The following is a 23,423-nucleotide window of genomic DNA, read 5'->3' on the forward strand; positions in this document are numbered from 1 at the left end:
GAGATTCAGGCTAAAATCCCCGGGAATTGGAGAAAGGGAGAAAAGATGAAAAAGTTACTGGCTATTTTGCCCCTGGCGCTGGCCGGCTGTGCCCAGCCGCAGCCCACCGCGCCGACGAAAACCATCGGCATGCCCAATCCCGCGGCGGTCTACTGCCAGCAATCCGGCGGCACCCGGGTGCCGGTGCAAACGCCGCAGGGCGTCAGCACCCAGTGCAAGCTGCCCAGCGGCGAAACCCTCGATGAGTGGGCGCTATGGCGCCGGGACCATCCGGCTAAATCGTAACCGGCAGGGCCGCCAGCCAGGCGGCCAGCACCCGGGCATGATTCTGCTCGGTGTTCTTCGCGGCGTACAGCAGCGTCAGCGTCTGGCGCTGCGCCAGCGCCGCCAGCCGCAGGCCCGTGTCGCGATGGGCGTCGAGCTCCTGACGATAGTGCTGGCTGAAGTGGTCGAAATCGATCGCCTCGCCGTGAAAGGCTTTCCGCAGCTCAGCGGACGGCGTTAACTCTTTACACCACTCATCACAGGCCAGCGCCTCTTTTTTAATCCCCCGCGGCCAGAGACGGTCGACCAGCACCCGGTAGCCGTCGCTGCTTTCCTGCGGATCGTACACCCGTTTACATTGAATCATCATCCTGCTCCCTCTGTGCCATCCAGGCGAGCAACTGCGGGATCTGCCCGTCGGAAAACACCGTGATGCCGTGGGCGCGCAGCAGCTCGGCGGCCACGCCGGCGCCCGCTTTGCGCCGCCCGCGAAAGGAACCGTCATAGATAAACTGGCTGCCGCAGGTGGGGCTGCCGTCGGTGAGTAACGCCGCCTGACAGCCCGCTTCCCGGGCGGCGCTGAGCGCCAGCCAGGCAGCCAGCTGATAATGTCCCGTGACGTCGCGGCCGTCGCTTTCCACGATCCGCGCCCGCCCGGCAAGCACATCGCCGCCGGCGCCGTCGACGATCTCCGCCGGCAGGCGGGGCGTCGGCAGACCGGCCGCCAGCTCCGGGCAGTGGATCACCAGACGATCCGCCTGCTGCCAGCGGGACAGGGTCGCCGCCAGCTGCGCTTTCTCGCTACCGTTATATCGCACCTGGAATCCCATCAGGCAGGCGCTGACCAAAAGCTTACTTTTCATCCTCTCTCCCTTTTGCGCTTGCTCCAGTATACCTCACCCGCCGGCCACGGCGGTGGGGTGAAAATAAGGATTGTGTTCCACAGAGGGGATCGCTATCCTGACGTGCCTTGTGCTGCTCGTCTCGTCCAGACATAAGGAACCTGCTATGAAAACCCCTTTACGCCTCGCCCTTGTCGGCGATTATCACCCCGATATTGTTGCCCATCAGGCCATTCCCCTGGCAATAGACGATGCTGCCGCCGTGCTGGAGCAGCCGGTGAAATATGACTGGCTCGCCACCCCGTCGATCGCCTCCGGCGACGCGCTGGCGGAGTACGATGCCGTCTGGGTCGTTCCCGGCAGCCCGTATCGTCACCCGGAAGGCGCGTTTACCGCTATCCGCTATGCCCGTGAAAACAGCATTCCTTTCCTCGGCACCTGCGGCGGCTTTCAGCACGCGGTGATTGAATACGCCCGTAACGTGCTCGGCTGGCAGGATGCCGGTCATGCGGAAACCGACAGCGAAGGGCGGATGGTGATCGCGCCCCTCAGCTGCTCGCTGGTGGAGGCTTCTGCCGTCGTCGAGCTGCGGGCGAATACGCTGATTGCCCGCGCCTATGGTCGGGAGAGCATTGAAGAGGGCTACCACTGCCGCTACGGTGTGGACAGCGCGTTTGCCGCGGAGCTGGAGCAGGGCGATCTGCGCGTCACCGGCTGGGATGAAGAGGGTGAGATCCGCGCCGTCGAGCTGGTGACGCACCCGTTTTTTGTCGCCACCTTGTTCCAGCATGAGCGCCACGCGCTGGACGGGCGTCCTGCGCCGCTGGTGCAGGCGTTGCTGCGCGCCGCGGCACAATAACCCTACCGGCAGCGCCCGCTGCCGGTCATCTTCAGGGATGAATCTCCCGGTCGCGCCCGGCGAGGGCGCCGCAGATCGCCATCACCAGCGAAATCAGCGCCACCGCCAGCAGCGGAATATGCCAGTCGCCATTGGCATCGTGGATCCTGCCCATCAGCGGCGGCCCGCAGGCGGCCAGCAGATAGCCGACGCTCTGCGCCATCCCCGACAGCGCCGCGGCCTGGTGCGCCGAGCTGGCGCGCAGGCCGATAAACGTCAGGCCGAGGATCATCGTGGCTCCGGAGCCAAAGCCGAACAGCAGCGTCCAGCCGATCGCCAGCCCTGGCAGTAGCCACAGCCCGGCGGCGCTGATGGCGCACATCAGGGCGACCAGCACCGCGATCCCGCGCTGGTCGCGCAGCCGATGCAGGATCAGCGGTATCGCCAGGCCGGGCGCAGCGGTCGCCAGCTGCAGCAGGCCATGCAGCGAGCCGGCCTGCGCTTCGCTATAGCCCATACTCTGCAGAATCGACGGCAGCCAGCCGATAATCACGTAATAGACCAGCGAGTTGATGCCGAGGAACAGCGTCACCTGCCAGGCCAGCGCCGACCGCCAGATCCCCCGGTTATGCATGGCGCCTGAGCCGGTCAGCGGGGCCTCCGCTTGACGCCGGGACTGCGGCAGCCAGCTGAGGAGCGCCAGCAGCGGAAAGATCATCAGCAGCAGCAGCGCCCCGCGCCAGCCGAATCCGGCCATCGCCACGGGGACCACCAGCGCCGAGCCTAGCGCCGCTGCGCCGCCCATCGTCAGGGAATAGGCGCCGGTCATCCGCGCGACATGCTGCGAGAAATCCCGTTTAATCAGCCCGGGCAGCAGCACGTTTCCCAGCGCAATGCCGCAACCGATCACCGCCGTGCCGATAAACAGCCATGCAGCGGAGGGCAGGGAGCGCAGGGCAATGCCGGCGCAGATCAGCAGCATCGCCAGCAACAGGCTGCGCTCCATGCCGAACCGGCGGGCAACCCCTGCCGCCAGCGGCGAGACAAGGCCAAAGGCCAGCAGCGGCAGGGTGGTGAGCAGCCCGGTCTGCGCGGTGGTCAGGCCATAGTCGCTACGAATCGCGTCCAGCAGCGGCGCCGCGCCGGTAAAGACCACGCGCAGGGTGGTGGCGATGAGCAGGATACCGGCAATCAGCAGCGCGGAGCGGCGGCCGGTGGAGGAGGTCACAGAAGACATATCATTCTCAAGGTAACTAAAGAGGGGGGTTACGATAGCGACTTTGTCCTCTGTTTAAATCAAGCTAAAATGACAGATTATCGCTAATATCGGACAACATGATGATCGGACTGGGTCTGGATGGTTATGAACCGGACAGTGGCCACGAATCGGCCATTGCCTTTCGTATTCGGGTGGTGGAGGCGGAGCAGTATATTCCGGCGCATTCCCACCGCAAGGGGCAGCTGATCCTCGCCCTGCACGGCGCCTTAACCTGCGAGGTGGAGAACGCGATGTGGATGGTGCCGCCGCAGTATGCGGTGTGGGTCCCGGGGCAGCTTTCCCACAGTAACCGCGCCACCCCCGGCGCCCAGGTGTGCTTCCTGTTCATCGAGCCGGGCGCCGCGCCGATGCCGGACCGCTGCTGTACGTTAAAGATTTCCCCGCTGGTGCGGGAGCTGATCCTCGCCCTGGCGGAACGCGGCGGGGAGTCGCTGGCCGCCCCCGCCACGGCCCGGCTGGTGCAGGTTCTGTTTGATGAGCTGCCCCGTCAGCCGCAGGAGCACCTGCAGCTGCCGGTATCGAACCACCCGAAAATTCGCCAGATGGTGACGATGATGGCTGAGGATCCGGCGCGCTGGCAGACCCTGAACCAGTGGGCGGCGGAGTTCGCGATGAGCGAGCGCAATCTGGCGCGGCTGGTGGTGCGTGAAACGGGGCTGAGCTTTCGCCGCTGGCGCCATCAGCTGCAGCTGATCCTTGCACTGCAGCAGCTGATCCGCGGGCAGACGGTACAGCAGACGGCCCAGGCGCTGGGCTACGATTCCACCACCGCCTTCATCACCATGTTTAAGAAAGGGCTTGGGCAGACGCCGGGCCGCTATCACGGCAGCCTGGCTACGACTTCCCAATAAACAGCGAGATGATCCCGGCGGCAATCAGCGGCCCGACCGGGACGCCGCGAAACAGGGCGACGCCGAGCACCGTACCGACCAACAGCCCGGCCACCAGATGCGGCTGGGAGCCCATCAGCGAGACGCCGCGTCCGCCAAGCCACGAGACAAACACCCCGACCGCAATCGCCAGCAGCGATTTCCAGTTCATAAAGGAGTGGATCAGCGTCGATGGCGGCAGCGTGCCGCTGGCGATGGGCGCCATCACGCCGATAGTCAGAATGATGATCCCGACGGTCAGGCCCTGCTTCTCAATCCAGGGAAAGAAGGCGTTCAGCGGCGTGACGCGCACGATAATCAGCACGAGGATGGAGATTGCTACGGTGGTGTTATGACTGATAAAGCCGAGCGCCGCCAGACCCAGCAGGATCAACAGGGTGGTATCAAACATGTACAGAGGTCCTTGCCAAAAAAAGAATGCCAAAAAATATCCCGCTGACTCTACGCATCGTGGCGTGAATAAACAGGATTTTTACGCCATGCGGCGGAAATCAGGGCCGATGCCCGGTTAGCTAAGACGGCGAAAGGTCGCGATCTCCGGTCGGGCGATATGTAAATAGTCTTCGGTATCGAGAATGATCGATCGGTCCAGGCGCCCGGCGTTAAAGGCGATTTGTGGGAAGCGCTCAAACAGCAGCGGGTCGGCCACCAGCCGCAGCGCCGGATGGAAACTGAAGGGGGGAATGGCGCCGAACGCGCAGGCGGTGAGCGCTTCCACTTCCGCCGGGCTGGCCAGCGAGGCTTTGCTGCCGCCGATATGCCGGGCCAGGCTGGCGAGGTCGGCCTGCCGATCGGCGGCGAGGATCGCCAGCACATGCTGGTTGACGCCGTTTCCTTTGACTTTACAGACTAACGCTTTCGCGCCCTGGCCAAGCGCGGTGCCGCGGATCGCCGAGACGGCTTCGCACTGGCCGACCGCCTCGTGCGCCATCACCCGATAGCGCGCCTGATGTTCGTCGAGCAGCGCGCACAGCCGCTGATGGATATTACCTTCTACTGCTTCAAGCATAGCGTCCTCCTGACTTCATAAAGCAGCCAGCTTAGCGCTGTTGCGCCGGCCTGCCAACGGTGGGCCGGCAAATTCACGATTCACTCATTATTGCTTCACAGTGCTGTGGTGCAATCCCGCAGGGCTGGATGAGTTTTGTAAATAAAAAAAAGAATGATTTTCATTTTCAATCGAACTTTTTTTATTTCGCTCAGTCTCTATCGGACGACACAGAATATTAATGATTGCCGTAATGAGGTTAGGATGATGCACGATGCAACCATGCAGGGCTCCCCACGCAAGAAGTTTAATAAAATAAGGGAGCTCAACAGACGGCGAAATTACTTTACTAAGAAAGTACGTAATGCCCTGCGGGTGGGCGTGGCGAAAGCGCTCTGGGATCGCCGACGCCGTCAGCCGGTGGATTTGTCGTCCGCGAAAACCGTCTTACTGATGCGCAATGAGGGGGCGGTCGGCGATGTGGTGGTGGATTCCGCGCTGGTGAAATGCCTGCATCAGTCAGGCTATATCGTTGATTTCCTGCTGACGACCTCTAATAGCCAGGTGATGCGTTATAACCCGCGGATCCGCTATATTTATGAAGCTGAACCGGTTACGTCCGCCGATTTTTTGCGAAAATTTAATCATAACGTTCCCCGCGATGTTATTAATGAACTGGCTAATAATAAGTACGATATTATTATTGACCCTTCGCTGTTCGATATTCCCGTGCATCGCCTGCGGCTTTTCCGACAAATAAAAGCGAAATCGGTGCTCGGGTTTAATAAATGGCCGTCGATTAAGCATTATTCCCACTCTTTTGATTTTGATTGCCAGCGCTGGCACGTGACGAAAACGTTCGAGCTGATCGCCAATTATCTCAAACTGGACACCCGCGGGCTGGACGCTTACGACCTGGCGGTGCCCGGGCCGATTATGCAGGAGGTGGCGCAGTATCTGGCGTCGCTGAGCAGAAAAGCGGTAGTGATTAATATTTTTGCCGGCCATGGCGACCGCAGTCTCTCGCAGACGCAGTTGGCCGAACTGCTCGACAAACTGCTGGCTCGCCATCCGGGGATCGCGGTTATTCTGCTCGATCACCGGCGTGAGATCCGCATCCCGCTGCCGCCGGAGGTGGTGATTAACCCATTTAACACGTTACACCATGCGATGGCGCTGATTGCCCAGGCGGAGCTGATTATCTCCCCGGACACCTCGGTGGTGCACATGGCGGCGGCGTGGAACAAACCGCTGATCGCGGTCTACAAGGACGTTCTGCTTAATAATCGGCTGTGGGCGCCGGGCTATGACAACGCCAGACAGATTATTGTTAAATGCGGGAAGGTGCATGAGCATCGCGAACTGGTGGATAGAATTATAGCGGCGCTACCGGAGACGCTGTGAGGGCGATGAGGAAAGGCCGGCAGGCATGTCCGGGAGGCTCACCTGCTGGCCGTATGCAAGAGCCAGCAGGTGAGCGAAGGTTGCATTGCCAGTCTGCAACCGCCGCTATTGTACTGTTGCCCGTGGCTCTGCTACATCCGGGAAAGCTCTTAAAGAGGGGGGCGCCGCGACTAACGGGCGGCATTACTCTTCAGTGAGCCACATGTCCGCCTCTTCAAACATCTCCTGCACCGTGCGGCTGATCAGCTCTTTTTCATGCTTGCTGGCGTCGGTGTTGATCGCCGGCAGCGTCATCATCGGCTTCACGCGCACTTCCGCCTCCGGGAAAATGCGCTGCATGCGTTTGGTCAGCTCGTTAAGAATGGTCTCTCTGGCGCCCGGCAGCCCGGCAAAATTGCGCTTGTCATAAATCAGTTCCACAAACATCTTCTGTCCTCTGTATGCTGATCGCGGGCGTTAGTTTTACTGTATTAATGTACAGTGTCAAGCGAATGCCGCGGCGCGGCGCATCTACCACCTTGCGCGGCGGGCGGGCTGCGCGCAAAAGCAGCAAACGGTTCGTGGGCGCTGAAGAGGACCCCCATTGACATCAAGGAGTTATTTCAGTGCTGGCGATTGATAGCTGGAGCCGATATTGACCGGCAAAACAGGCAAAACTACTGTATATATATTCAGTATTATGTGGTGGGTTAAAAAATGAACTTTTACACGCCGGTTGAGCTACGTCAGATTGTCTCCTTTCCCTTTTTTGCCGACCTGGTGCAGTGCGGCTTTCCCAGCCCGGCCCAGGACTATGTCGAGAAGCGAATCGACCTCAACGAGCTGCTGGTGCAGCATCCCAGCGCGACCTATTTTGTCAAAGCCGCAGGCGACAGCATGATCAATGCCGGCATTGACGAAGGCGATCTGCTGGTGGTGGACAGCGCGCGTAAAGCGGAGCATGGCGATATCGTCATTGCCGCCGTCGGCGGCGAATTTACGGTAAAAAAGCTGCAACTTCTGCCCCGGGTGCAGCTTAACCCGATGAACCCGGCCTATTCGCCCATCGTGGTCGGCCGCGAGGAGACGCTCGATATTTTCGGCGTGGTGACCTACATCATCAAGGCAGCGGGTTGATCATGTTCGCGCACTGTGATGTGAACGCCTTTTATGCGAGCTGCCAGACCGCCTTCCGGCCAGACCTGAAGGGGCGGCCGGTGGTGGTGCTGTCGAACAACGATGGCTGTGTGATCGCCCGCTCGGCGGAGGCGAAGCCGTTTGTGAAAATGGGCGAACCCTACTTTAAGCAGAAGGCGGCGTTTCTTCGCCACGGCGTCGTGGCGTTCAGCAGCAACTATGAGCTGTACGCCGACATGTCCAACCGGGTAATGACCACCCTGGAAGAGCTCGCCCCGCGCTGCGAAATTTACAGTATCGATGAAGCCTTTTGCGATGTCAGCGGCGTGCGCCACTGCAAAGATCTGACCGACTTTGGCCGGGAAATCCGCGCCACGGTGCAGCAGCGCACCCATCTGACGCTGGGCGTCGGGATCGCCCCGACCAAAACCCTGGCGAAGCTGGCCAACCACGCGGCGAAGCAGTGGCAGCGGCAGACGGGCGGGGTGGTGGATTTATCCTGCCCGCAGCGGCAGCGGAAGCTGATGGCGCTGTTGCCGGTGAGTGAGGTCTGGGGCATCGGGCGGCGGATCGGTAAAAAGCTTGAGGCAATGGGGATCGGCACGGTACTCCAGCTGGCGGAGAGCGATATCCGCTTTATCCGCAAGCACTTCACGGTGGTGCTTGAGCGAACGGTACGGGAGCTGCGCGGCGAGCCTTGCCTGGCGCTGGAGGAGTTTGCTCCCGCTAAGCAGGAAATTATCTGCAGCCGCTCGTTCGGGGATCGCATTACGGCCTATGAGGATATGCGCCAGGCGATCTGCAGCTATGCCGCGCGGGCAGCAGAAAAGCTGCGCGGTGAGCATCAGTACTGCCGGTTCGTCTCCGCCTTTGTCAAAACCAGCCCCTTCGCGCTGAATGAACCCTATTACGGCAACAGCGCCTCACTGAAGCTGCTGACGCCGACGCAGGATTCCCGGGATATTATCGCCGCGGCGACAAACTGCCTGGACGCCATCTGGAAAGCGGGGCATCGCTATCAGAAGGCCGGGGTGATGCTCGGCGATTTCTACAGCCAGGGCGTCGCCCAGCTGAACCTGTTCGACGAGCTTGCCCCGCGGCAGAACAGCGCCAGGCTGATGCAGGTGCTCGACCAGCTGAATGCGAAAAACGGCAGGGGGGCGCTCTATTTTGCCGGCCAGGGGGTCCAGCAGCAGTGGCAGATGAAGCGAGAGATGCTATCGCCGCGCTACACCACGCGATACGGCGACCTGCTCCGCGTCAGATAACGCGCGCTATCCCTGCACCGCAGACGGAAAAACCGCCGCCAGCCAGTCAATAAAGACGCGGAGCCGGGGCGGGACGTGCCGGTGCCGGGCATAGACAACGTGAAAAGGATAGGGGGCCGGGCGCCAGGCGCTGAGGATCTCCACCAGCTCGCCGCTCGCCAGCGCCGGTTTCAGCGAATAGGTAAAGGTCTGCACAATGCCTAAGCCCGCCTCGCCGGCGGCAATATGCGCGTTGCTCTCATTGATGCCGAGATGGTGCTCCGTCTTCAGCTCGGTGCTGACGCCGTGACGGGCAAAACGAAACGGAAACGCTCTGCCGCTGGCCGGCGACAGGTAGCTGATGAGCCGGTGGCCATGGTTCAGTTCATCCGGTGAGGCGGGCGTACCATAGCGCTGAAGATAGCCCGGGGTGGCGCAGGTAACCAGCGCCGCCTCGCCGATTTTACGGGCGATCAGCGTCGAGTCTTCCATCGGTCCGCCGCGGATGGCGCAGTCAATATTGCCGCCGATCAGGTCCGAGGGCTTATCGGCCACTTGCAAATCGATACGGATATCCGGCCAGGTGGTCATAAAGTCCGCCAGCAGCGGGATCAGCACATCGCGCGCGGTCGACCCGCCGATGGCGATCCGCAGATGGCCCTTTGGCTTATTGCGGGCGGTATTGAAGGCGGCGTCGATCTCTTCCAGGTCTTCCAGCAGGCGCCGGGCCTTTTCATAGTATTCCCGTCCTTCCGGCGTCACGGTGATACGCCGCGTAGTGCGCTGCAGGAGGGAAACCCCAAGATGCGCCTCCAGTTGCTGAATGGTTTTGCTGAGGGTGGCGTTGGGCATATTCAGCGAGTCCGCGGCGCGGGTAAAGCTGCCGGCTTCGACAACGCGGGTGAAGGCTTTAAGAGCTGAAAACCGGTCCATTATTCTCTTTATCCTGGTTACTGGAGGTGATTATCCACCGAGGGGAAGAGTGTTTTTCAGATTAGGCCATTTTTCGGCCTCGCCGGGACGATTACAGTGCTTTCCATACCCGGCGGGGCGCTTTCGCGAGCCTGGCCTGTTTATACTCTAACCAAGGAAATGCACCATGAGCAAAAAACTTGCGGATAAAGTGGCGTTAGTCACCGGCGGCAGCGCCGGGATTGGCCTGGCGTCGGCGAAAGCGCTGGCGGAGCAGGGCGCGAAGGTGTACATCACCGGCCGCCGTCAGGAGGAGCTGGATGCGGCGGTAAGATTCATCGGACCCGCCGCCCGCGGGATCCGCGCTGATGCCGGCGTGTTAAGCGACCTTGACGCGGTATTTGCGACCATTGCCGACGAGTCCGGCCGGCTGGATGTACTGTTCGCCAATGCCGGCGGCGGAGACATGCTGCCGCTCAGCGCCGTTACCGAAGCGCACGTTGAGCGGATTTTTGCCACTAACGTGCGCGGGGTGGTGTTCACCGTGCAGAAAGCGCTGCCGCTGCTCACCGACGGCGCCTCGGTGATTTTGACCGGCTCTACGGCGGCGGTAAAAGGGACGGCTAACTTCAGCATCTATAGCGCCAGTAAGGCCGCAGTACGCAGCCTGGCGCGCTCCTGGGCGCTGGAGGTTAGCGACCGCGGGATCCGCATTAATGTGGTCAGCCCGGGGCCGGTACGTACCCCGGGTCTGGGAGGGCTGGTGGCGGAGACGGACCGCCAGGGCTTGTTCGATGCTCTGGCCGCCGGCGTACCGCTCGGGCGGCTGGGCGAGCCGGAGGAGATTGGCCGGACGGTGGTGTTTTTAGCGTCGGATGAGTCGAGCTTTATTAACGCCGCAGAGATCTATGTCGACGGCGGGCTGGCGCAAATCTAAGCGCCGGCTGACGCCAGGCGAGCCGTCCCAGCGGAGACCGGGGCGGCTCGCCGTGTTGGCGATCGCTGACGCACCGTCCGCGGGCGGCTTATTGCGCGCCCAGCTGTTTCATCAGCGTCAGGTTATCTTCAATATGCCAGTTGGCGGTAATTTTACCGCCGCGGATCTGATAGATATCGGTGGCGATAAAATCGATATTTTGTCCCTTACCCTGCCGGGTGCCGAAGGTCCCGGTAAAGCGGCCATGAAAATGTAAGTGTGAGACCACCCGGTCACCGGCCACGATCATTTGTTCGACATCACAGCGTAAATCCGGCACCGCCTGGCGAAACGCTCTGGAGGCGAGGATCGCTCCTTCCGGCCCCTGTCGGCGGCCTTCCGGGGGCGTTTTATCGATAAAATTCTCCGCCAGCGCCGCCCGGGCCAGCGCGGCATCACCGGTATTCCAGAACGTGGCATACTGCCTGGCGACATATTCATTGGCGGCGCGTGTGGCTGCGGGAAGGCTGCCGTCAGCGATGAGTTGCGCCGGCTTCAGCAGATCCTGTTGGGCTGCATACGCGGAGCCGGACATTGCGACAAGCAGCAGCGCGGTGGCGCAGCGATGGCGCGTGAGGCCGCGTCTGGCCTGCGTGCGGGCAACCGCGACACCACGGCCGGCAGGTAACATTTTGCGGGTCATTTTCACTCTTTATGCTCCGTATAGAAGGGATAGTCGGTATAGCCCGCCGCCGTGCCGCCAAACAGCGTGCCGGGATCGCTGACGGTCGCCAGCGGCCAGCGGTGCAGAAGCCGCTGCGGCAGGTCGGGATTGGCAATAAACGGCCGGCCGAAAGCCACGAGGTCGGCGAGACCGGCGTCAAGAATGCGCTCCGCCTTCTGCTGATCGTAATTCCCGGCCACGATCAGCGTGCCGCTGAAGGTCGCGCGCAGCGTGTCGCGGAAGCGTCGGGGAACGGCTGGGGCATCGTCCCAGTCCGCCTCCGCCAGATGGATAAAGGCGATGCCCTGCTGTTCGCACCAGGCCGCCAGGGCAAGGATGGCATCGATCACCTGCGGGTCATTCATCCCGCGCTGGGTAATGAAGGGGGAAAGGCGGATGCCCGTCCGCTCGCGGCCGATTGCGTCGCCGATGGCGGTCAGTACCTCCTGGGCAAAACGGATCCGGTTGTTCAGGCTGCCGCCGTACTCATCGGTACGCTGGTTGGCGGTCCGCCGCAGGAACTGGTCGATCAGATAGCCATTGCCGCCGTGTACTTCCACGCCGTCAAACCCCGCCGCGATCGCATTGCGCGCCGCCTGACGGTAATCGGCGACAATACGCTGGATATCCGACCGGGAGAGCGCCCGCGGCGGTGAACAGTCAACCATCTGGCCCCGGCCCTGCTCATCCACCACCCAGACCTGGGCGTCCGGCGCCAGCGCCGAGGGGGCCACGGGTTGACCATCCGCATGGAAACGGGCGTGCGACATGCGTCCCACGTGCCAGAGCTGAGAAAAAATAACGCCGCCGGCCTGATGTACGGCGCGGGTCGTCAACTGCCAGCCGGCAATCTGCTCAGCGGAATGCAGGCCGGGCGTCCAGGAATACCCCTGTCCCTCGGGAGAGATTTGCGTCGCTTCCGTAACGATCAATCCCGCGCTGGCGCGCTGGCGGTAATACTCCGCCATCAGCGCGGAGGGGATATTTCCCGGCTGCAGCGCGCGCGCCCGGGTCATGGGAGCCATGACGATACGGTTTTTCAGCGGCAGCGTACCGATGCGATGACGATCAAAAAGTGAGAGCGTGTTCATAGTGGTGTCCCTTGCGAGTGGAATGGAAATCACTTTACAGTCGGGAGCTGATTTTGATAATTAGACGAAAAATAGATTCACTTTTCGGGATATACGAAAAATGGGCAAGCTGGAAGATATGGCGCTGCTGGTGGCAGTCGCCGAAGCGGGGGGACTCTCCGCCGCCGGTAGACGGTTGTCGCTTTCGCCGGCCACCATGACGGCCCGCCTGAAGGCGATGGAAGAGCGTTACCAGACCCGCCTGTTCCATCGCTCCACGCGCGCTATCACCCTGACCAACGCGGGGGAAGATTTTTATCATGCCGCGCGGCGCGTACTGGAGGAGGCGCGCCACGCCGAGTCGTTGCTGACGCAAAAAGAGGGCGTCCTGAGCGGCGATATTCGCCTTTCCGCCCCCTCCGACTTTGGCCGACAATACCTTAGCCCGGCCATCGTCGACTTTACCCGCCGTCACCCGGAAGTGACCTTTTCCGTCTACTTAGGCGAGCGCGTGGAGGATCTGGTCGCCAACCGGCTGGATATGAGCATTCGCGTCGGTAATCTGCCGGACAGCAGCCTGGCCATCCGCCACATCCGTCCTAACCACCGGGTGCTGGTGGCCTCGACGGCTTACCTTGCCGCCCGTGGAACGCCGGCTTCGCCCGAGGCGCTGCATCATCACCGCTGCCTGGCGCTGGAGCGGCACGGTGTGGTGATGAACGAGTGGCGCTTTGAGGAGGCGGGAAAAGAGCAGATCATCCGGGTGACGCCGGCGATGGTCTGCGACGATGGGGCGCTGCTGCGGCAGTGGGCGCTCAGCGGGTCGGGGATCGCCGGTAAATCATGGTGGGATGTGAAGAGGGATGTCGAGGAGGGGCGGCTTCAGGTGCTGTTTGCCGATCGCTTCACCGGATTTAGCCCCTTAGACCGCAAGGAGGTTGGGCTGCAGTTTGTCTTTCCCCAGCGAAAGCTGCAACCGCCGCAGGTGTCGGCGTTTATGGCGTTTTTTATCGACTGGCTGGAGAAGTGACGGGCAGGGCGGTTCGCCATGCTCAGGAGCGCAAAGGATGGCCCCCGGGTGTTAGACCAGCCTATAGAGTCTTGATCTCAAATATGATTAGATAGCTTTCACTTAAAACCAGTCAGTGGCTGCCATGAATCTCAGGGAAAAAATCATTAATGAATTCGGCGGGTTGTCGCCCGAGCTGCAACGCGCCGCCGAGTTCTCACTGCAAAATGCCAGTCAGCTGGTGGTGTTATCAATGCGTGCCTTCGCGGCGGAAGCCGGGGTAAAACCGGCGACGCTGCTGCGTCTGGCGCAGCGGCTGGGCTACCGCGGCTGGAGCGAGCTGAAAAGTGATTTCATTGACGATCTGGGGCTGCGCAATGATACATACGTATCAAAAGCGGAAAAAATGATGGCCCGCGGGACGCAAACGCAGCTGTATAAAGAGGTTTTTCAGGCGCATCAGGCGAATCTGACCTTTACGCAAAATGAAAATGCCCAGGAGATGGAGCAGGCGGTGACCTTGCTCGATAGCGCGGAGAATGTCTATATCTGCGGATTCCGCGCCAGCTTTCCGATCGCGTGGTCGCTGTTCTATGTCTATCGACTGTTTAACCGCCAGGTGTCATTGATCGATGGCCTGGCCAGCAATATCGAAGTTTTTACCCGCGAACTAACCGCCCGGGACTGCGTCTTACTCACCAGCTTTGCTCCCTATTCACGCGAATCACTGGATGTTTTACAGGCAGCCCGGCAGGCCGGGGCGAAGATCCTCGCCATTACCGACTCGCCGGTTTCCCCCTTAGCGCAGGCGGCAGACTGCACGCTGCTGTTCTCCATCGACAGTCCGTCATTTTTCCCTTCCGTGGTCTCCGGCATGGGCCTGGCGGAGTGCCTGCTGGCGATGCTGGTGGTGCGCCACGGTCGGGAGGCGGTGAGTAAAATTGAAAATGCCGAACGCTATCTTATTGAGTCTGGCGCCTACGTGATCCCCGGTAAGTCCTGATAAATGATTCAAATGTATCAATTATAAGAATAATGGATGCATTTATATCTTTAATTCGTTGACGTGATCCAAATGGATCCTGCAAGATACGCTCAATTCATGTAGCGGATTCAGGAGCAGAACCCAGTATGAGTCATGTCATTCACCGCAGCCTGCGTAGCACGCCGATGGTGGCTTCACGTGCGCAAGGGGCCTATATCTTTGATGCCCAGGGAAAACCGTATCTTGATGCCTGCGGCGGGGCGGCGGTTTCCTGCCTCGGACACGCGCATCCTGATGTGCTGGCGGCGATGCACCGCCAGATCGATCGGCTGGCCTATGCGCATACCAGCTTTTTCACCAGCGATGCCGTCGAGCAGCTTGCAGAACATCTCACCCGCACGGCGCCCGGCGAGCTTAACTACGCCTACTTTGTCTCGGGCGGTTCTGAGGCGGTAGAGACGGCGCTGAAGATGGCGCGGCAGTACTTTGTGGAGATCGGCCAGCCATCGCGCACCCGCTTTATCGCCCGTAAACAGAGCTATCACGGCAATACGCTGGGCGCGCTGGCGGTGGGGGGGAACGAATGGCGCCGTCGTCAGTTTGCTCCCTTATTAATGGATGTTATCCGCGTCTCCGCCTGCAATGAGTACCGCGATCGCCGGGCTGACGAGACCCAACAGCAATATACCGAGCGCCTGCTTAATGAGCTGGAGCAAGCCATCCTTGAGGCCGGCCCGGAAACGATCATCGGTTTCTGTGCCGAAACCGTGGTGGGGGCGACGACGGGAGCCACGCCGCCGACGCCGGGCTATCTGCAAGGGGTCCGCCGCCTGTGCGACAAATACGGCATCCTGTACATCGCGGATGAGGTGATGTGCGGTATGGGGCGGACCGGGACGCTGCATGCGTTTGAACAGGATGACGTGGTGCCCGATTTAGTGACCATCGCCAAAGGACTCGGCGGAGGCTATCAGCCGATTGGGGCGGTGCTGGCGAGTGAGACTATCGTCTCCGCGCTAAAGGCGGGCAGCGGGTTGTTCCAGCATGGTCACACTTACATTTGTCATGCCACCGCCGCGTCGGCAGCCCTGGCGGTGCAGCAAGTGATCGCGCGCGATAATTTGCTGGACGCCGTCAAACAGCAGGGCGCCTATCTGCACAAGGCGCTGCGCGAGGTGCTGGGGGAGTTACCGCATGTCGGTGATACGCGCGGACGCGGCCTGTTTGCGGGGGTCGAGCTGGTGCGTGATAAAGACGACAAAACGCCGTTCGATCCTTCCCTGAAGCTGCACGCTGCGATCAAAGCAAACTGCATGGCGCGTGGACTGATGGTCTATCCCATGGGCGGCACCATCGATGGCCAGTCTGGCGACCACATTCTGATTGCACCGCCGTTTATCATCACCCCGGCGCAGCTCGATTTTGTGGTCGATACCCTGAACTGCGTGATCCGCGAAGAGACGGGGAAATTATGAGCAATCGTTTACCGCCCCTGGCGGAACAGGAATGGGACGTTCAGCAGCGTCAGTTAGCGGAAGAGATTATCAACGGACCGCGCGGCGCCTTGCTGCCGCCCTTTGAACCGCTGCTGCGGAGCCCCGAGCTGATGGCCCATGCCCAGCGTATGGGGGAGTACCTGCGCTATCGCAGCGCGCTGGGCCAGCGTCTTTCTGAACTGGCGATTTTGCTGACCGCGCGGCACTGGTCGCAGCCGGTTGAGTGGGCGATCCATGCGCCGATAGCACGCGAGAAAGGGATCGCTGCCGCGGCGGTGCAGGCGATTAAGGAAAGGCGCCGGCCCGTGGATCTCCGGCCCGATGAGCAGACGGTCTATGACTTCTGTCAGCAGCTGCATCAACAGCAAAAGGTCAGCGATGAGACCTGGCAACAAGCCATTGAGTTATGGGGCGAGAAGGGCGTGGTGGATCTGATTGGAATAAACGGTTATTACAGTTTTCTCTCCATGGTGATGAACAGCGCCCAGACGCCAGCACCGGCTACCTCTGACTCTCTGTCTTCTGCATAAGTTATCGTTTTTATTCGGGCGCATAAAACTGCGCCCGGTATATCAGCTCTTGTTATTGGTTCTTCCGGCGAGATATTTCGCAGGGTGACGTTCGTTGTAGGCTATTTCACTGACGCTGAGGGTAATTATGAGTGGATTATTTAAGAAATTAAAGCTGACGCTGGCATTAGTTATTTGTTCAGCCAGTTTTGTTACAGCAGCAGAAGATAAAATAACGGTGGGTGTCGATACTGCCTTTGTTCCATTTGAATTTAAACAAGGCGATAAATATGTCGGCTTTGATATCGATCTGTGGGACGCGATTGCGAAGAAAATGCATATCAGCTACGAATTAAGGCCGATGGATTTCGGCGGCCTGATCCCCGGTCTGCAGTCGCGTAATCTGGACGTGGCGATGGCGGGAATAACGATTACCGATGCGCGCAAGCAGGTCGTGGACTTCAGTGAAGGATATTATAATGCCGACCTGTTAATAGCCGTGAAAAGTAATGATAATTCCATTGTTAAATTCAGTGATTTGACCGGGAAAAAAGTCGGCCTTAAGCAGGGGACGGCGGCGGCCAGCTTTATGAAAAGCAAATATAAAGCGAATTATATCGAGTTCCCGAATATTGATAACGCTTACCTTGACCTGCAGGCCGGTAATCTCGATGCCGTCGTTCATGATTCGCCGAATGTCCTTTACTACGTGAAGACGGCGGGTAATGGCAAGGTCAAATCCACTGGTGAGACGGACAGCATTCTGCCACAGCAGTATGGCTTTGCGATGCAGAAAAACAGCAGCCTGACGCCAAAAGTCAACCAGGCCCTGCAGGCCCTGCGCGCCGATGGTACCTACGACAAGATTTACGTAAAGTGGTTTGCTAAACAGCCGAAATAACCCTGCCAGGTCGGAGCGATCCGACCTCATATTTTCTTTACGGGTAGAAGCATGAACTTTGACAGTCGCTATATTTGGGATGCATTGCCGCTGCTGATGCAAGGCTTGCAGCTGACGCTAATTATTTCGTTATCAGGTTTGTTAGGTGGATTAATCATTGGTTTGCTGGCCGGGACCTGCCGCGCATTAGGCGGGGTAATATCCAAAACGGTATCGCTGGTGTTTGTGGAATTAATCCGCGGGACGCCAATTATGGTGCAGGTGATGTTTATCTACTTCGCCCTGCCGATGGTGTTGCCGGTGCGTATTGACCCGGTTCCTGCCGCCATTATCACCATTGTGATTAACTCCGGGGCTTATATAGCGGAGATCACCCGGGGCGCGATTCTGTCGATCAATAAAGGATTTAAAGAAGCCAGCCTCGCGATGGGATTATCGCCGCGCAGCACCCTGTGGCATGTCATTATGCCGCTGGCTTTTCGGCGGATGATCCCGGCATTAGGCAATCAATGGATTATCAGTATTAAAGATACGTCGCTGTTTATTGTGATTGGCGTGGCAGAATTAACCCGTCAGGGACAAGAGATTATTGCCGGCAACTTTCGGGCGCTGGAGGTGTGGACGGCGGTGGCGATGATTTATCTGTTTTTGACATTGTGCCTGAGCTTCCTGCTAAAACAAGTTGAGAAAAGGATCCATATTTTATGAGCATGGTTGAATTTAGCGCGGTGGCGAAAAACTTCGGCGCCACTCAGGTGCTGCACGATATCAATTTAAAGATTGAAGCGGGCGAGGTGGTAGTGATCATCGGTCCTTCCGGCTCGGGAAAATCGACCCTGCTGCGTTGTATTAACAAGCTGGAAGAGATCTCCTCCGGCACGCTGCTGGTGGCGGGCATGCATATTACGGATCCGCACGCGAATGAGTGTGATATTCGCCGCGAAGCCGGTATGGTGTTTCAACAGTTTCATTTGTTCCCGCATCTGACCGCCCTGGAGAATGTCATGTTCGGTCCGCTTCGCGTGCGCAAGCAGAGCAAGGCCACAGCGCGGGAGCAGGCGCTGGCGTTGCTGGATCGCGTGGGGCTGCGTGAACGCGCTAACCACTATCCTGCCGAGCTCTCGGGCGGTCAGCAGCAGCGCGTGGCGATAGCTCGCGCCCTGGCGGTGAAACCCAAAATGATGTTATTTGATGAGCCAACATCCGCCCTCGATCCTGAACTGCGGCATGAGGTGTTAAAGGTCATGCGCTCGCTGGCCGAAGAGGGCATGACGATGGTGATTGTGACCCATGAGATTGGCTTTGCCAGAGAGGTGGCTTCCCGTTTGATCTTTATTGATGGCGGCACTATTGCCGAAGATGGTTCACCTGAGGCGCTGCTCACGGCCAGCAGCAATCCGCGTCTGCAAGAGTTTTTGCAACACGTATCCTGAACATAAGTGAATAATGACAATATGAAAACAATCGCAATCCGTGGTTCCGCCTTTGCGGTCGGTCAGCAGCTTGGCGCGTTTGGTCGTGAGGCCTGGCAGACAAAAATCAGGCAAACGGCGCTGTGGCAAACGGTGGCCGCCCTGAAAACGACGGAACAGACCCAGCGCATGCGCGCAGCCGTGCAGGCTCAGTTCCCGCTGATCTGGCAGGAGCTGGAGGGCATGGCGGAGGGGCTGCAGGCGCCGGTGGATGAGGTGTTCGCCTGGAACTGTCGCGGCGATCTGGTACGTTCGACGTCGGATGGCTGCACCACTCTGGCGGGGAGAAGCGCAGAGGGCGAGTTGATCATTGCGCACAATGAAGACGGCTTCCCGCAGCTGCGTGAAGACTGCGCCATCGTCAGCATAACCCCGGACGTGGGCCTCGCCTTTACCAGCTTCGCCTATCCCGGCTCCCTGTGCGGACATACCTTCGCAGTAAATGAGAAGGGGATAGTCAATACGGTCAACAATATTCGCGCCGTGCATCGTCCGGACGGGATGCCGCGCCAGATTCTGGCCCGCGCCTCGCTGAACGCCACCACCTTAGAGGAAGCCGTCACTCTGCTGAGCGCCACGCCGCGCGCGGGCGCGTTTCACCACACCCTGGGCCAGATGGGCGATAGCCGTCTGTTTAGCGTGGAAGCCACCGGCTCCGGCAGCTCGGTGCTCGCGTTGTCCGCCACCAGCGGGCATGCCAACCATCTGATCCATCCCCAGCTTGCGGCCATTGAACAGATCGTGACCGGCAGCTCCGGCTCGCGCCAGCGGCGCCTGGACGCGTGGCTGGCGACGAACCCGCCGCTGGATGGCGTGACAGCGAAAGCGATGCTCTCCGACCAGCAGGATCCGTTGTTACCGATTTACCGGCTGTCTCCCGACGATCCTGATGAGGAAAATACGCTGGCGACGGCCATTTTTACCCTGAGCGCGACCCGCGTCGTGTGGCAGGTCTTCACGCTGGACCGTGAAAACGCGGTTTTACAGGGCAGCGTTTAGCGGCCCGAGGGCGCTTTCAGCAGAGCGATCAGCAGCGTACTGCCCACCATGGTCCCCGCCGCCAGCCACACCATTCCCGACAGGCCAGCTGAGGCGATCAGCTGGCCGCCGACAAGCGCCCCGGTGCCGATGGCGGCATTAAAAATGGCCACGTAAATGGCTGACGCCGGCTGGGCGACCGCGACCGCGCCCGCGCTGCGCAGTAGCCAGGTCTGTAAGCCGACGAACACAATCGCGATGCCGGTGCCCCACAGGGCTAACAGTAGCCCGCTAAAACAGAATGGCAGTGGCGCAAAACGGGCGGTGCCAAGGATCGCCAACGCGCCCCCGCTCAGCAGCAGCGCAGCGAAAATCAGCCCCTTCAGATGACGATCGATGAGCTTCCCCGCGATAACGTTACCCAGCAGCCCGGAAACCCCTGACAGCAGCAGCAGGCCGGAGAGGGCGGTCGTCGGGACTCCCTGCAGATTTATCAGCAGCGGTTCAATGTAGGTGAAGGCGGCAAAGTGAGCGGTAATGATGCATGCCGTGGCGCCATACAGGCCACCGAGCAGCGGATTGCGGAAAATATCACGATAAACGCGCAGCCTGACGGGGGCTGGGGCGGCCAGCGCGGGCAGCGTCGAGCACAGCACCGCAGCGGCGGCCAGTGACAGCAAGGCCATCGCCATAAACGCGTATCGCCAGCCCGCCAGGGTGGCGATAAAGCTCGCCAGCGGCACCCCCACTACGCTTGCCGCCGACACGCCGCCAAAAATGATCGCCGTGGCCAGCCCCAGCCGGTGCGGCGGCACCATCTGCGCGGCGACGATGCCAATTAAGGCCCAGAAGGCGCCATGCGCCAGGGCGCCAATCATGCGGGCGCTCATCAGGGCGAACATCGAATAAGACCGGGTTGCGGCGAGGCAGGAAAGCGCGAGGATCAGCATCAGCCCGACCAGCAGCGCCTTGCGGGAAATACGCGCCGGCATTGCGCCGGAAAGCAGAGCCGCCAGGGCGCCCACCCAGCCATAGGCGGTGACGGCGAGACCCATGCCGGATTCAGTCTGGTGAAAATCCGCCGCCAGGGCGCTGAGCATGCCCACCGGCGCCAGTTCGCTGGTGACGATTGAAAAGGCGCAGATCCCGAGTGCAACGACGGCTATCCAGACGCGCGCCGGCGCCGGGTGGAGGGGTAAAGCAATCTCTTTCATATCAGGCGTATCCTTAGGAAAGGAGCGTTCCGCGCGGTACACGGACGTTCAGGTGAGGAGAGAGCAGGCGACCGGATGGCCTGGTTGTCTCCGCGAGTGGCGTGCAGTATCATCCCTGCGAAACTGATAAAAAATAGCGGAAAACGGAGAGTCGTTTTCCATAAATGGAAAACAGATGACCGCAGAATTTAACTGGGATGATGCGCGCATATTCCTCGCCATCGCCCGGGCGGGAACGCTGAGCGGCGCCGCCGACAAAATGAACATGGGGATAGCCACGGTCTCCCGCCGGCTGGATCGGCTGGAGCAGGCGTTGAACGTTCCGCTCTTCAGCCGCCATCAGAGCGGCTATCGCCTGACCGATGATGGCGAAGCCCTGCTCGCTCGGGCCGAGGCGCTGGAATACGCAGGCCTGGCGTTTGGCGAAGCGGCGCAACTGCAGGGGCATGTCGCCGGGGTTGTCCGCCTGGCCACCTCAGATAACCTGGCCACGCATTTTATTCTGCCCTCCCTGAAAGGGCTCCTGGACCATTATCCCGAGCTGCGGGTGGAGGTGCTGAGCGGCGTGCAGCCGGTGAACCTGCACCGTCGGGATGCCGATCTGGCGATCCGCATGGTCAAGCCTGAGGCCGGGCATTTGACGTTAAAGCGACTGGGGACGGTGGGGTTTGGCGTCTATGGCGCCGCCGGCTATCTGGCCGGTGCGGACGGCCTGTCGCTGAGCGAGGCGGACTTTGTGGGGTGGCCGGAAACTCACCAGCACCTGCCGGCCGCCCAATGGATCGCGCGCACCCTGAGAGGGCGGCCGTGTAAAGTCGAAGCCAATACGCTCGTGGCCCAGGTTTCCGCGGTATCCGCGGGCCTCGGACTGGGCGTTCTGCCGCACTTTATGGCACGGGCCAGCGGCCTGCAGTGCCTGCAGCCGGAGATCGGCGCGGATCAGACTCTCTGGCTGGTGATGCATTCCGACCTGGCCGGGTCCAGACGCGTGCGGGTTATCGCCGACCATCTCATCACCCTCTTTGCGGCCCATCAAGATCGGCTGGCGATGCCCTGAAGGGGCGCGGCTTGGGCGTGTAGCGATACGACAGCCCGAGGCTGACGAGCCACGATTTTTTTCCGCGCCAGCTAACAGCGATACTCGCCGCGCAATATTCGGCCCAATGCTGCTCCGCAGTCAAAAATAGTGCAGAGTGAGAGGATATCCCCGTCCGGCAAAATAATTTTGTGTTGTGGCCAGCGCCGCATTGTTGCGCTCCCCCAGAAATGCCTGTCGATGTTAGGGTGAGATGTTTATCACCACAGGAGAATGCAAATGATTGTCAGGACCTGGCACGGCTGTGTGCCATTGCAGCATGCTGAGGGGTTTGCCCGCCACCTCGAGCGGACCGGCGTGGAACACGCTCAGAGCATCGCCGGCAACAGAGGCGCCCTGGTGCGCCGGGAAAACCAGGGCGAATGGGCGCATTTCTTTCTCGCCACCTACTGGCAGGATCTCGCGGCGGTCAAAGCCTTCGCAGGCGAAGACTATCACGTCGCGGTCACCTATCCGGACGATGAAGTATTCGAACTCCTCTCCGACCCCTACGTGTTTCAGCATGAAGTTGAGGCCGTGTCGCCGCTGTAGACTGATGACCGGGCAGGTGGAAGATCGGCCAGCAACAGACGGTTGCTGGCCGCGTGAGATCGACTGACGTCACCGGTTAATTAACCCTGGACCGCTCAACTGCGCCAGCGTTTAACAGGTCGGGCTATGTCGAAACCGCCGATGCTCAGACGGCAAACGGCGTCAGGCGCATCAGAGGAAATCGTTTATTGTTACGTTAAGAGGTATCCTGCCTGTTCTGGGAAACGGCAAAGAGGATGTCATAAGATGCTGGCTTATATCACGATAGGTACCAATGATTTTCAGCGCTCAGTAGATTTTTATGACGCTATTTTTAATGTTCTTGGCTACTCACGTCTGCCTGCCTGGACAGACAGTTGGGCAATGTGGGGAGATAAAAATAATCCGGATAAGGCGTTCAGCTTTTGTATTTGCCCTCCTTTTGACGGACATTCCGCAACGGCGGGAAACGGGACAATGTTTGCATTCCAGGCTGATAACGCAGAGATTGTCAGACAGTTCCATGCCGCAGGCCTTCTTGCAGGAGGGCAAAATGAAGGCGCACCGGGCACACGCCCCGCCTATGGCCCCGACTTTTATGTGGCCTACCTGCGCGATCCTGACGGGAATAAGCTGGCATGCGTTTGTCAGCATTATTCTCCCGCAACTGATAAGTTCGTCAACCAGAAACAGGCGCTTCGCATATAGCATCTTACGGTTTTGCGCGTTTACAGCCCCTGACGTGAAATAGGGCGTTCCGGCG

29 protein-coding genes and 1 pseudogene are annotated in these 23,423 nt (G+C 60.0%); 18 read left to right on the forward strand and 12 right to left on the reverse strand.

The annotated features are described in order from the left end of the window. The first annotated feature begins 45 nt into the window (after positions 1-45). Positions 46-285 (forward strand): putative hemolysin, encoded by a 240-nt coding sequence (locus GQR96_RS09595; RefSeq protein WP_004203736.1) that lies wholly within the window; start codon positions 46-48, stop codon positions 283-285. Here GQR96_RS09595 and GQR96_RS09600 read toward each other — a convergent pair. Both GQR96_RS09600 and GQR96_RS09605 read right to left on the reverse strand, forming a co-directional pair. Further along, a complete protein-coding gene (locus tag GQR96_RS09600) occupies positions 275-613 on the reverse strand; it encodes a DUF488 domain-containing protein (protein ID WP_074186551.1) in 339 nt (112 codons plus the stop codon). The genes GQR96_RS09595 and GQR96_RS09600 overlap by 11 nt on opposite strands. Before the next feature lie 4 nt (positions 614-617). Beyond that, positions 618-1,127 (reverse strand): 2-thiouracil desulfurase family protein, encoded by a 510-nt coding sequence (locus tag GQR96_RS09605; protein WP_004203740.1) that lies wholly within the window; start codon positions 1,125-1,127, stop codon positions 618-620. A gap of 145 nt (positions 1,128-1,272) precedes the next feature. On the opposite strand from GQR96_RS09605, the gene GQR96_RS09610 reads away from it, so the two are divergent. After that, positions 1,273-1,965, forward strand: a complete 693-nt coding sequence (locus GQR96_RS09610) for a CTP synthase C-terminal region-related (seleno)protein (protein ID WP_004203741.1) — start codon at positions 1,273-1,275, stop codon at positions 1,963-1,965. Between the two features lie 31 nt (positions 1,966-1,996). Here GQR96_RS09610 and GQR96_RS09615 read toward each other — a convergent pair whose 3' ends face one another. Next, positions 1,997-3,172, reverse strand: coding sequence for a CynX/NimT family MFS transporter (locus GQR96_RS09615; protein ID WP_072140547.1), 1,176 nt, complete (start codon positions 3,170-3,172; stop codon positions 1,997-1,999). A gap of 107 nt (positions 3,173-3,279) precedes the next feature. Between GQR96_RS09615 and GQR96_RS09620 the strand changes: the two genes are divergently transcribed. Beyond that, complete coding sequence (locus GQR96_RS09620; protein ID WP_072500731.1) at positions 3,280-4,074, forward strand: AraC family transcriptional regulator; 795 nt, start codon at positions 3,280-3,282, stop codon at positions 4,072-4,074. Here GQR96_RS09620 and GQR96_RS09625 read toward each other — a convergent pair. The 3 genes and pseudogenes from GQR96_RS09625 to GQR96_RS09635 form a co-directional block, all read right to left on the reverse strand. Continuing rightward, entirely contained in the window at positions 4,058-4,504 is a 447-nt protein-coding gene (locus tag GQR96_RS09625) for a DUF441 domain-containing protein (RefSeq protein WP_004203746.1), read from the reverse strand. The two genes, GQR96_RS09620 and GQR96_RS09625, sit on opposite strands and share 17 nt — an antisense overlap. Positions 4,505-4,621: 117 nt before the next feature. Then, positions 4,622-5,122, reverse strand: a complete 501-nt coding sequence (locus GQR96_RS09630) for a YbaK/prolyl-tRNA synthetase associated domain-containing protein (RefSeq protein WP_004203748.1) — start codon at positions 5,120-5,122, stop codon at positions 4,622-4,624. 95 nt (positions 5,123-5,217) lie between these two features. Continuing rightward, positions 5,218-5,374 (reverse strand): annotated as a pseudogene (locus GQR96_RS09635) (hypothetical protein). On the opposite strand from GQR96_RS09635, the gene GQR96_RS09640 reads away from it, so the two are divergent. After that, positions 5,369-6,505, forward strand: a complete 1,137-nt coding sequence (locus GQR96_RS09640) for a glycosyltransferase family 9 protein (RefSeq protein ID WP_074384552.1) — start codon at positions 5,369-5,371, stop codon at positions 6,503-6,505. The pseudogene GQR96_RS09635 and the gene GQR96_RS09640 sit on opposite strands and share 6 nt — an antisense overlap. 183 nt (positions 6,506-6,688) lie before the next feature. On the opposite strand, the gene GQR96_RS09645 is transcribed toward GQR96_RS09640, so the two are convergent. Further along, on the reverse strand, positions 6,689-6,931 hold the full coding sequence (locus GQR96_RS09645; RefSeq protein ID WP_004203750.1) for a DinI family protein: 243 nt from the start codon (positions 6,929-6,931) through the stop codon (positions 6,689-6,691). 270 nt (positions 6,932-7,201) lie between these two features. Between GQR96_RS09645 and GQR96_RS09650 the strand changes: the two genes are divergently transcribed. Continuing rightward, a complete protein-coding gene (locus GQR96_RS09650) occupies positions 7,202-7,621 on the forward strand; it encodes a translesion error-prone DNA polymerase V autoproteolytic subunit (protein ID WP_004203751.1) in 420 nt (139 codons plus the stop codon). 2 nt (positions 7,622-7,623) lie between these two features. Further along, positions 7,624-8,889 (forward strand): Y-family DNA polymerase, encoded by a 1,266-nt coding sequence (locus GQR96_RS09655; RefSeq protein ID WP_004203752.1) that lies wholly within the window; start codon positions 7,624-7,626, stop codon positions 8,887-8,889. A gap of 6 nt (positions 8,890-8,895) precedes the next feature. On the opposite strand, the gene GQR96_RS09660 is transcribed toward GQR96_RS09655, so the two are convergent. Further along, positions 8,896-9,801, reverse strand: coding sequence for a LysR family transcriptional regulator (locus tag GQR96_RS09660; RefSeq protein ID WP_004203753.1), 906 nt, complete (start codon positions 9,799-9,801; stop codon positions 8,896-8,898). A 166-nt stretch (positions 9,802-9,967) separates the two neighbouring features. Between GQR96_RS09660 and GQR96_RS09665 the strand changes: the two genes are divergently transcribed. Continuing rightward, entirely contained in the window at positions 9,968-10,717 is a 750-nt protein-coding gene (locus GQR96_RS09665) for an SDR family oxidoreductase (RefSeq protein WP_065904705.1), read from the forward strand. An 88-nt stretch (positions 10,718-10,805) separates the two neighbouring features. On the opposite strand, the gene GQR96_RS09670 is transcribed toward GQR96_RS09665, so the two are convergent. Then, positions 10,806-11,399, reverse strand: a complete 594-nt coding sequence (locus GQR96_RS09670) for an ester cyclase (protein WP_062913969.1) — start codon at positions 11,397-11,399, stop codon at positions 10,806-10,808. Positions 11,400-11,401: 2 nt separating this feature from the next. Continuing rightward, positions 11,402-12,511, reverse strand: a complete 1,110-nt coding sequence (locus GQR96_RS09675; protein WP_065697229.1) for an alkene reductase — start codon at positions 12,509-12,511, stop codon at positions 11,402-11,404. Positions 12,512-12,611: 100 nt separating this feature from the next. On the opposite strand from GQR96_RS09675, the gene GQR96_RS09680 reads away from it, so the two are divergent. The 8 genes from GQR96_RS09680 (at position 12,612) to GQR96_RS09715 (ending at position 19,861) form a co-directional block, all read left to right on the forward strand. Then, the gene (locus GQR96_RS09680; RefSeq protein ID WP_004203758.1) at positions 12,612-13,520 is read left to right on the forward strand and encodes a LysR family transcriptional regulator; all 909 of its coding nucleotides are present in this window, start codon (positions 12,612-12,614) and stop codon (positions 13,518-13,520) included. A 124-nt stretch (positions 13,521-13,644) separates the two neighbouring features. Continuing rightward, positions 13,645-14,502 carry a MurR/RpiR family transcriptional regulator gene (locus GQR96_RS09685; RefSeq protein WP_004203760.1) on the forward strand — a complete coding sequence of 286 codons (858 nt, stop codon included), beginning with the start codon at positions 13,645-13,647 and terminating at the stop codon, positions 14,500-14,502. Between the two features lie 128 nt (positions 14,503-14,630). After that, a complete protein-coding gene (locus GQR96_RS09690) occupies positions 14,631-15,959 on the forward strand; it encodes an aspartate aminotransferase family protein (RefSeq protein ID WP_017898604.1) in 1,329 nt (442 codons plus the stop codon). Next, the gene (locus GQR96_RS09695; protein ID WP_017898603.1) at positions 15,956-16,510 is read left to right on the forward strand and encodes a carboxymuconolactone decarboxylase family protein; all 555 of its coding nucleotides are present in this window, start codon (positions 15,956-15,958) and stop codon (positions 16,508-16,510) included. The genes GQR96_RS09690 and GQR96_RS09695 overlap by 4 nt, the downstream gene beginning before the upstream one ends. Before the next feature lie 127 nt (positions 16,511-16,637). Continuing rightward, on the forward strand, positions 16,638-17,390 hold the full coding sequence (gene glnH / locus GQR96_RS09700; protein WP_048294509.1) for a glutamine ABC transporter substrate-binding protein GlnH: 753 nt from the start codon (positions 16,638-16,640) through the stop codon (positions 17,388-17,390). Between the two features lie 51 nt (positions 17,391-17,441). Next, positions 17,442-18,098: a glutamine ABC transporter permease GlnP gene (gene glnP, locus GQR96_RS09705; RefSeq protein WP_049004538.1), complete on the forward strand. Its 657-nt coding sequence runs from the start codon at positions 17,442-17,444 to the stop codon at positions 18,096-18,098. Positions 18,099-18,100: 2 nt separating this feature from the next. After that, positions 18,101-18,823 (forward strand): glutamine ABC transporter ATP-binding protein GlnQ, encoded by a 723-nt coding sequence (glnQ, locus tag GQR96_RS09710; RefSeq protein ID WP_004203768.1) that lies wholly within the window; start codon positions 18,101-18,103, stop codon positions 18,821-18,823. A gap of 21 nt (positions 18,824-18,844) precedes the next feature. Beyond that, complete coding sequence (locus GQR96_RS09715) at positions 18,845-19,861, forward strand: acyl-CoA--6-aminopenicillanic acid acyl-transferase (RefSeq protein WP_043522477.1); 1,017 nt, start codon at positions 18,845-18,847, stop codon at positions 19,859-19,861. Here the strand turns inward: GQR96_RS09715 and GQR96_RS09720 are convergent. Further along, positions 19,858-21,054: an MFS transporter gene (locus GQR96_RS09720; RefSeq protein ID WP_069134920.1), complete on the reverse strand. Its 1,197-nt coding sequence runs from the start codon at positions 21,052-21,054 to the stop codon at positions 19,858-19,860. The two genes, GQR96_RS09715 and GQR96_RS09720, sit on opposite strands and share 4 nt — an antisense overlap. 175 nt (positions 21,055-21,229) lie before the next feature. Between GQR96_RS09720 and GQR96_RS09725 the strand changes: the two genes are divergently transcribed. Then, the gene (locus GQR96_RS09725) at positions 21,230-22,111 is read left to right on the forward strand and encodes a LysR family transcriptional regulator (RefSeq protein ID WP_017898598.1); all 882 of its coding nucleotides are present in this window, start codon (positions 21,230-21,232) and stop codon (positions 22,109-22,111) included. A gap of 71 nt (positions 22,112-22,182) precedes the next feature. On the opposite strand, the gene GQR96_RS09730 is transcribed toward GQR96_RS09725, so the two are convergent. Continuing rightward, positions 22,183-22,302: a hypothetical protein gene (locus tag GQR96_RS09730; protein WP_032425956.1), complete on the reverse strand. Its 120-nt coding sequence runs from the start codon at positions 22,300-22,302 to the stop codon at positions 22,183-22,185. A 67-nt stretch (positions 22,303-22,369) separates the two neighbouring features. On the opposite strand from GQR96_RS09730, the gene GQR96_RS09735 reads away from it, so the two are divergent. Together GQR96_RS09735 and GQR96_RS09740 are read left to right on the forward strand one after the other, a co-directional pair. Beyond that, on the forward strand, positions 22,370-22,681 hold the full coding sequence (locus GQR96_RS09735) for a hypothetical protein (protein ID WP_004203773.1): 312 nt from the start codon (positions 22,370-22,372) through the stop codon (positions 22,679-22,681). Positions 22,682-22,927: 246 nt separating this feature from the next. Next, positions 22,928-23,368: a VOC family protein gene (locus GQR96_RS09740; protein ID WP_004203774.1), complete on the forward strand. Its 441-nt coding sequence runs from the start codon at positions 22,928-22,930 to the stop codon at positions 23,366-23,368. Positions 23,369-23,423: the final 55 nt, after the last annotated feature.

Origin of the sequence: Klebsiella sp. PCX (assembly GCF_021869705.1) — a bacterium.
GTDB classification, from domain to species: domain Bacteria; phylum Pseudomonadota; class Gammaproteobacteria; order Enterobacterales; family Enterobacteriaceae; genus Klebsiella; species Klebsiella quasipneumoniae.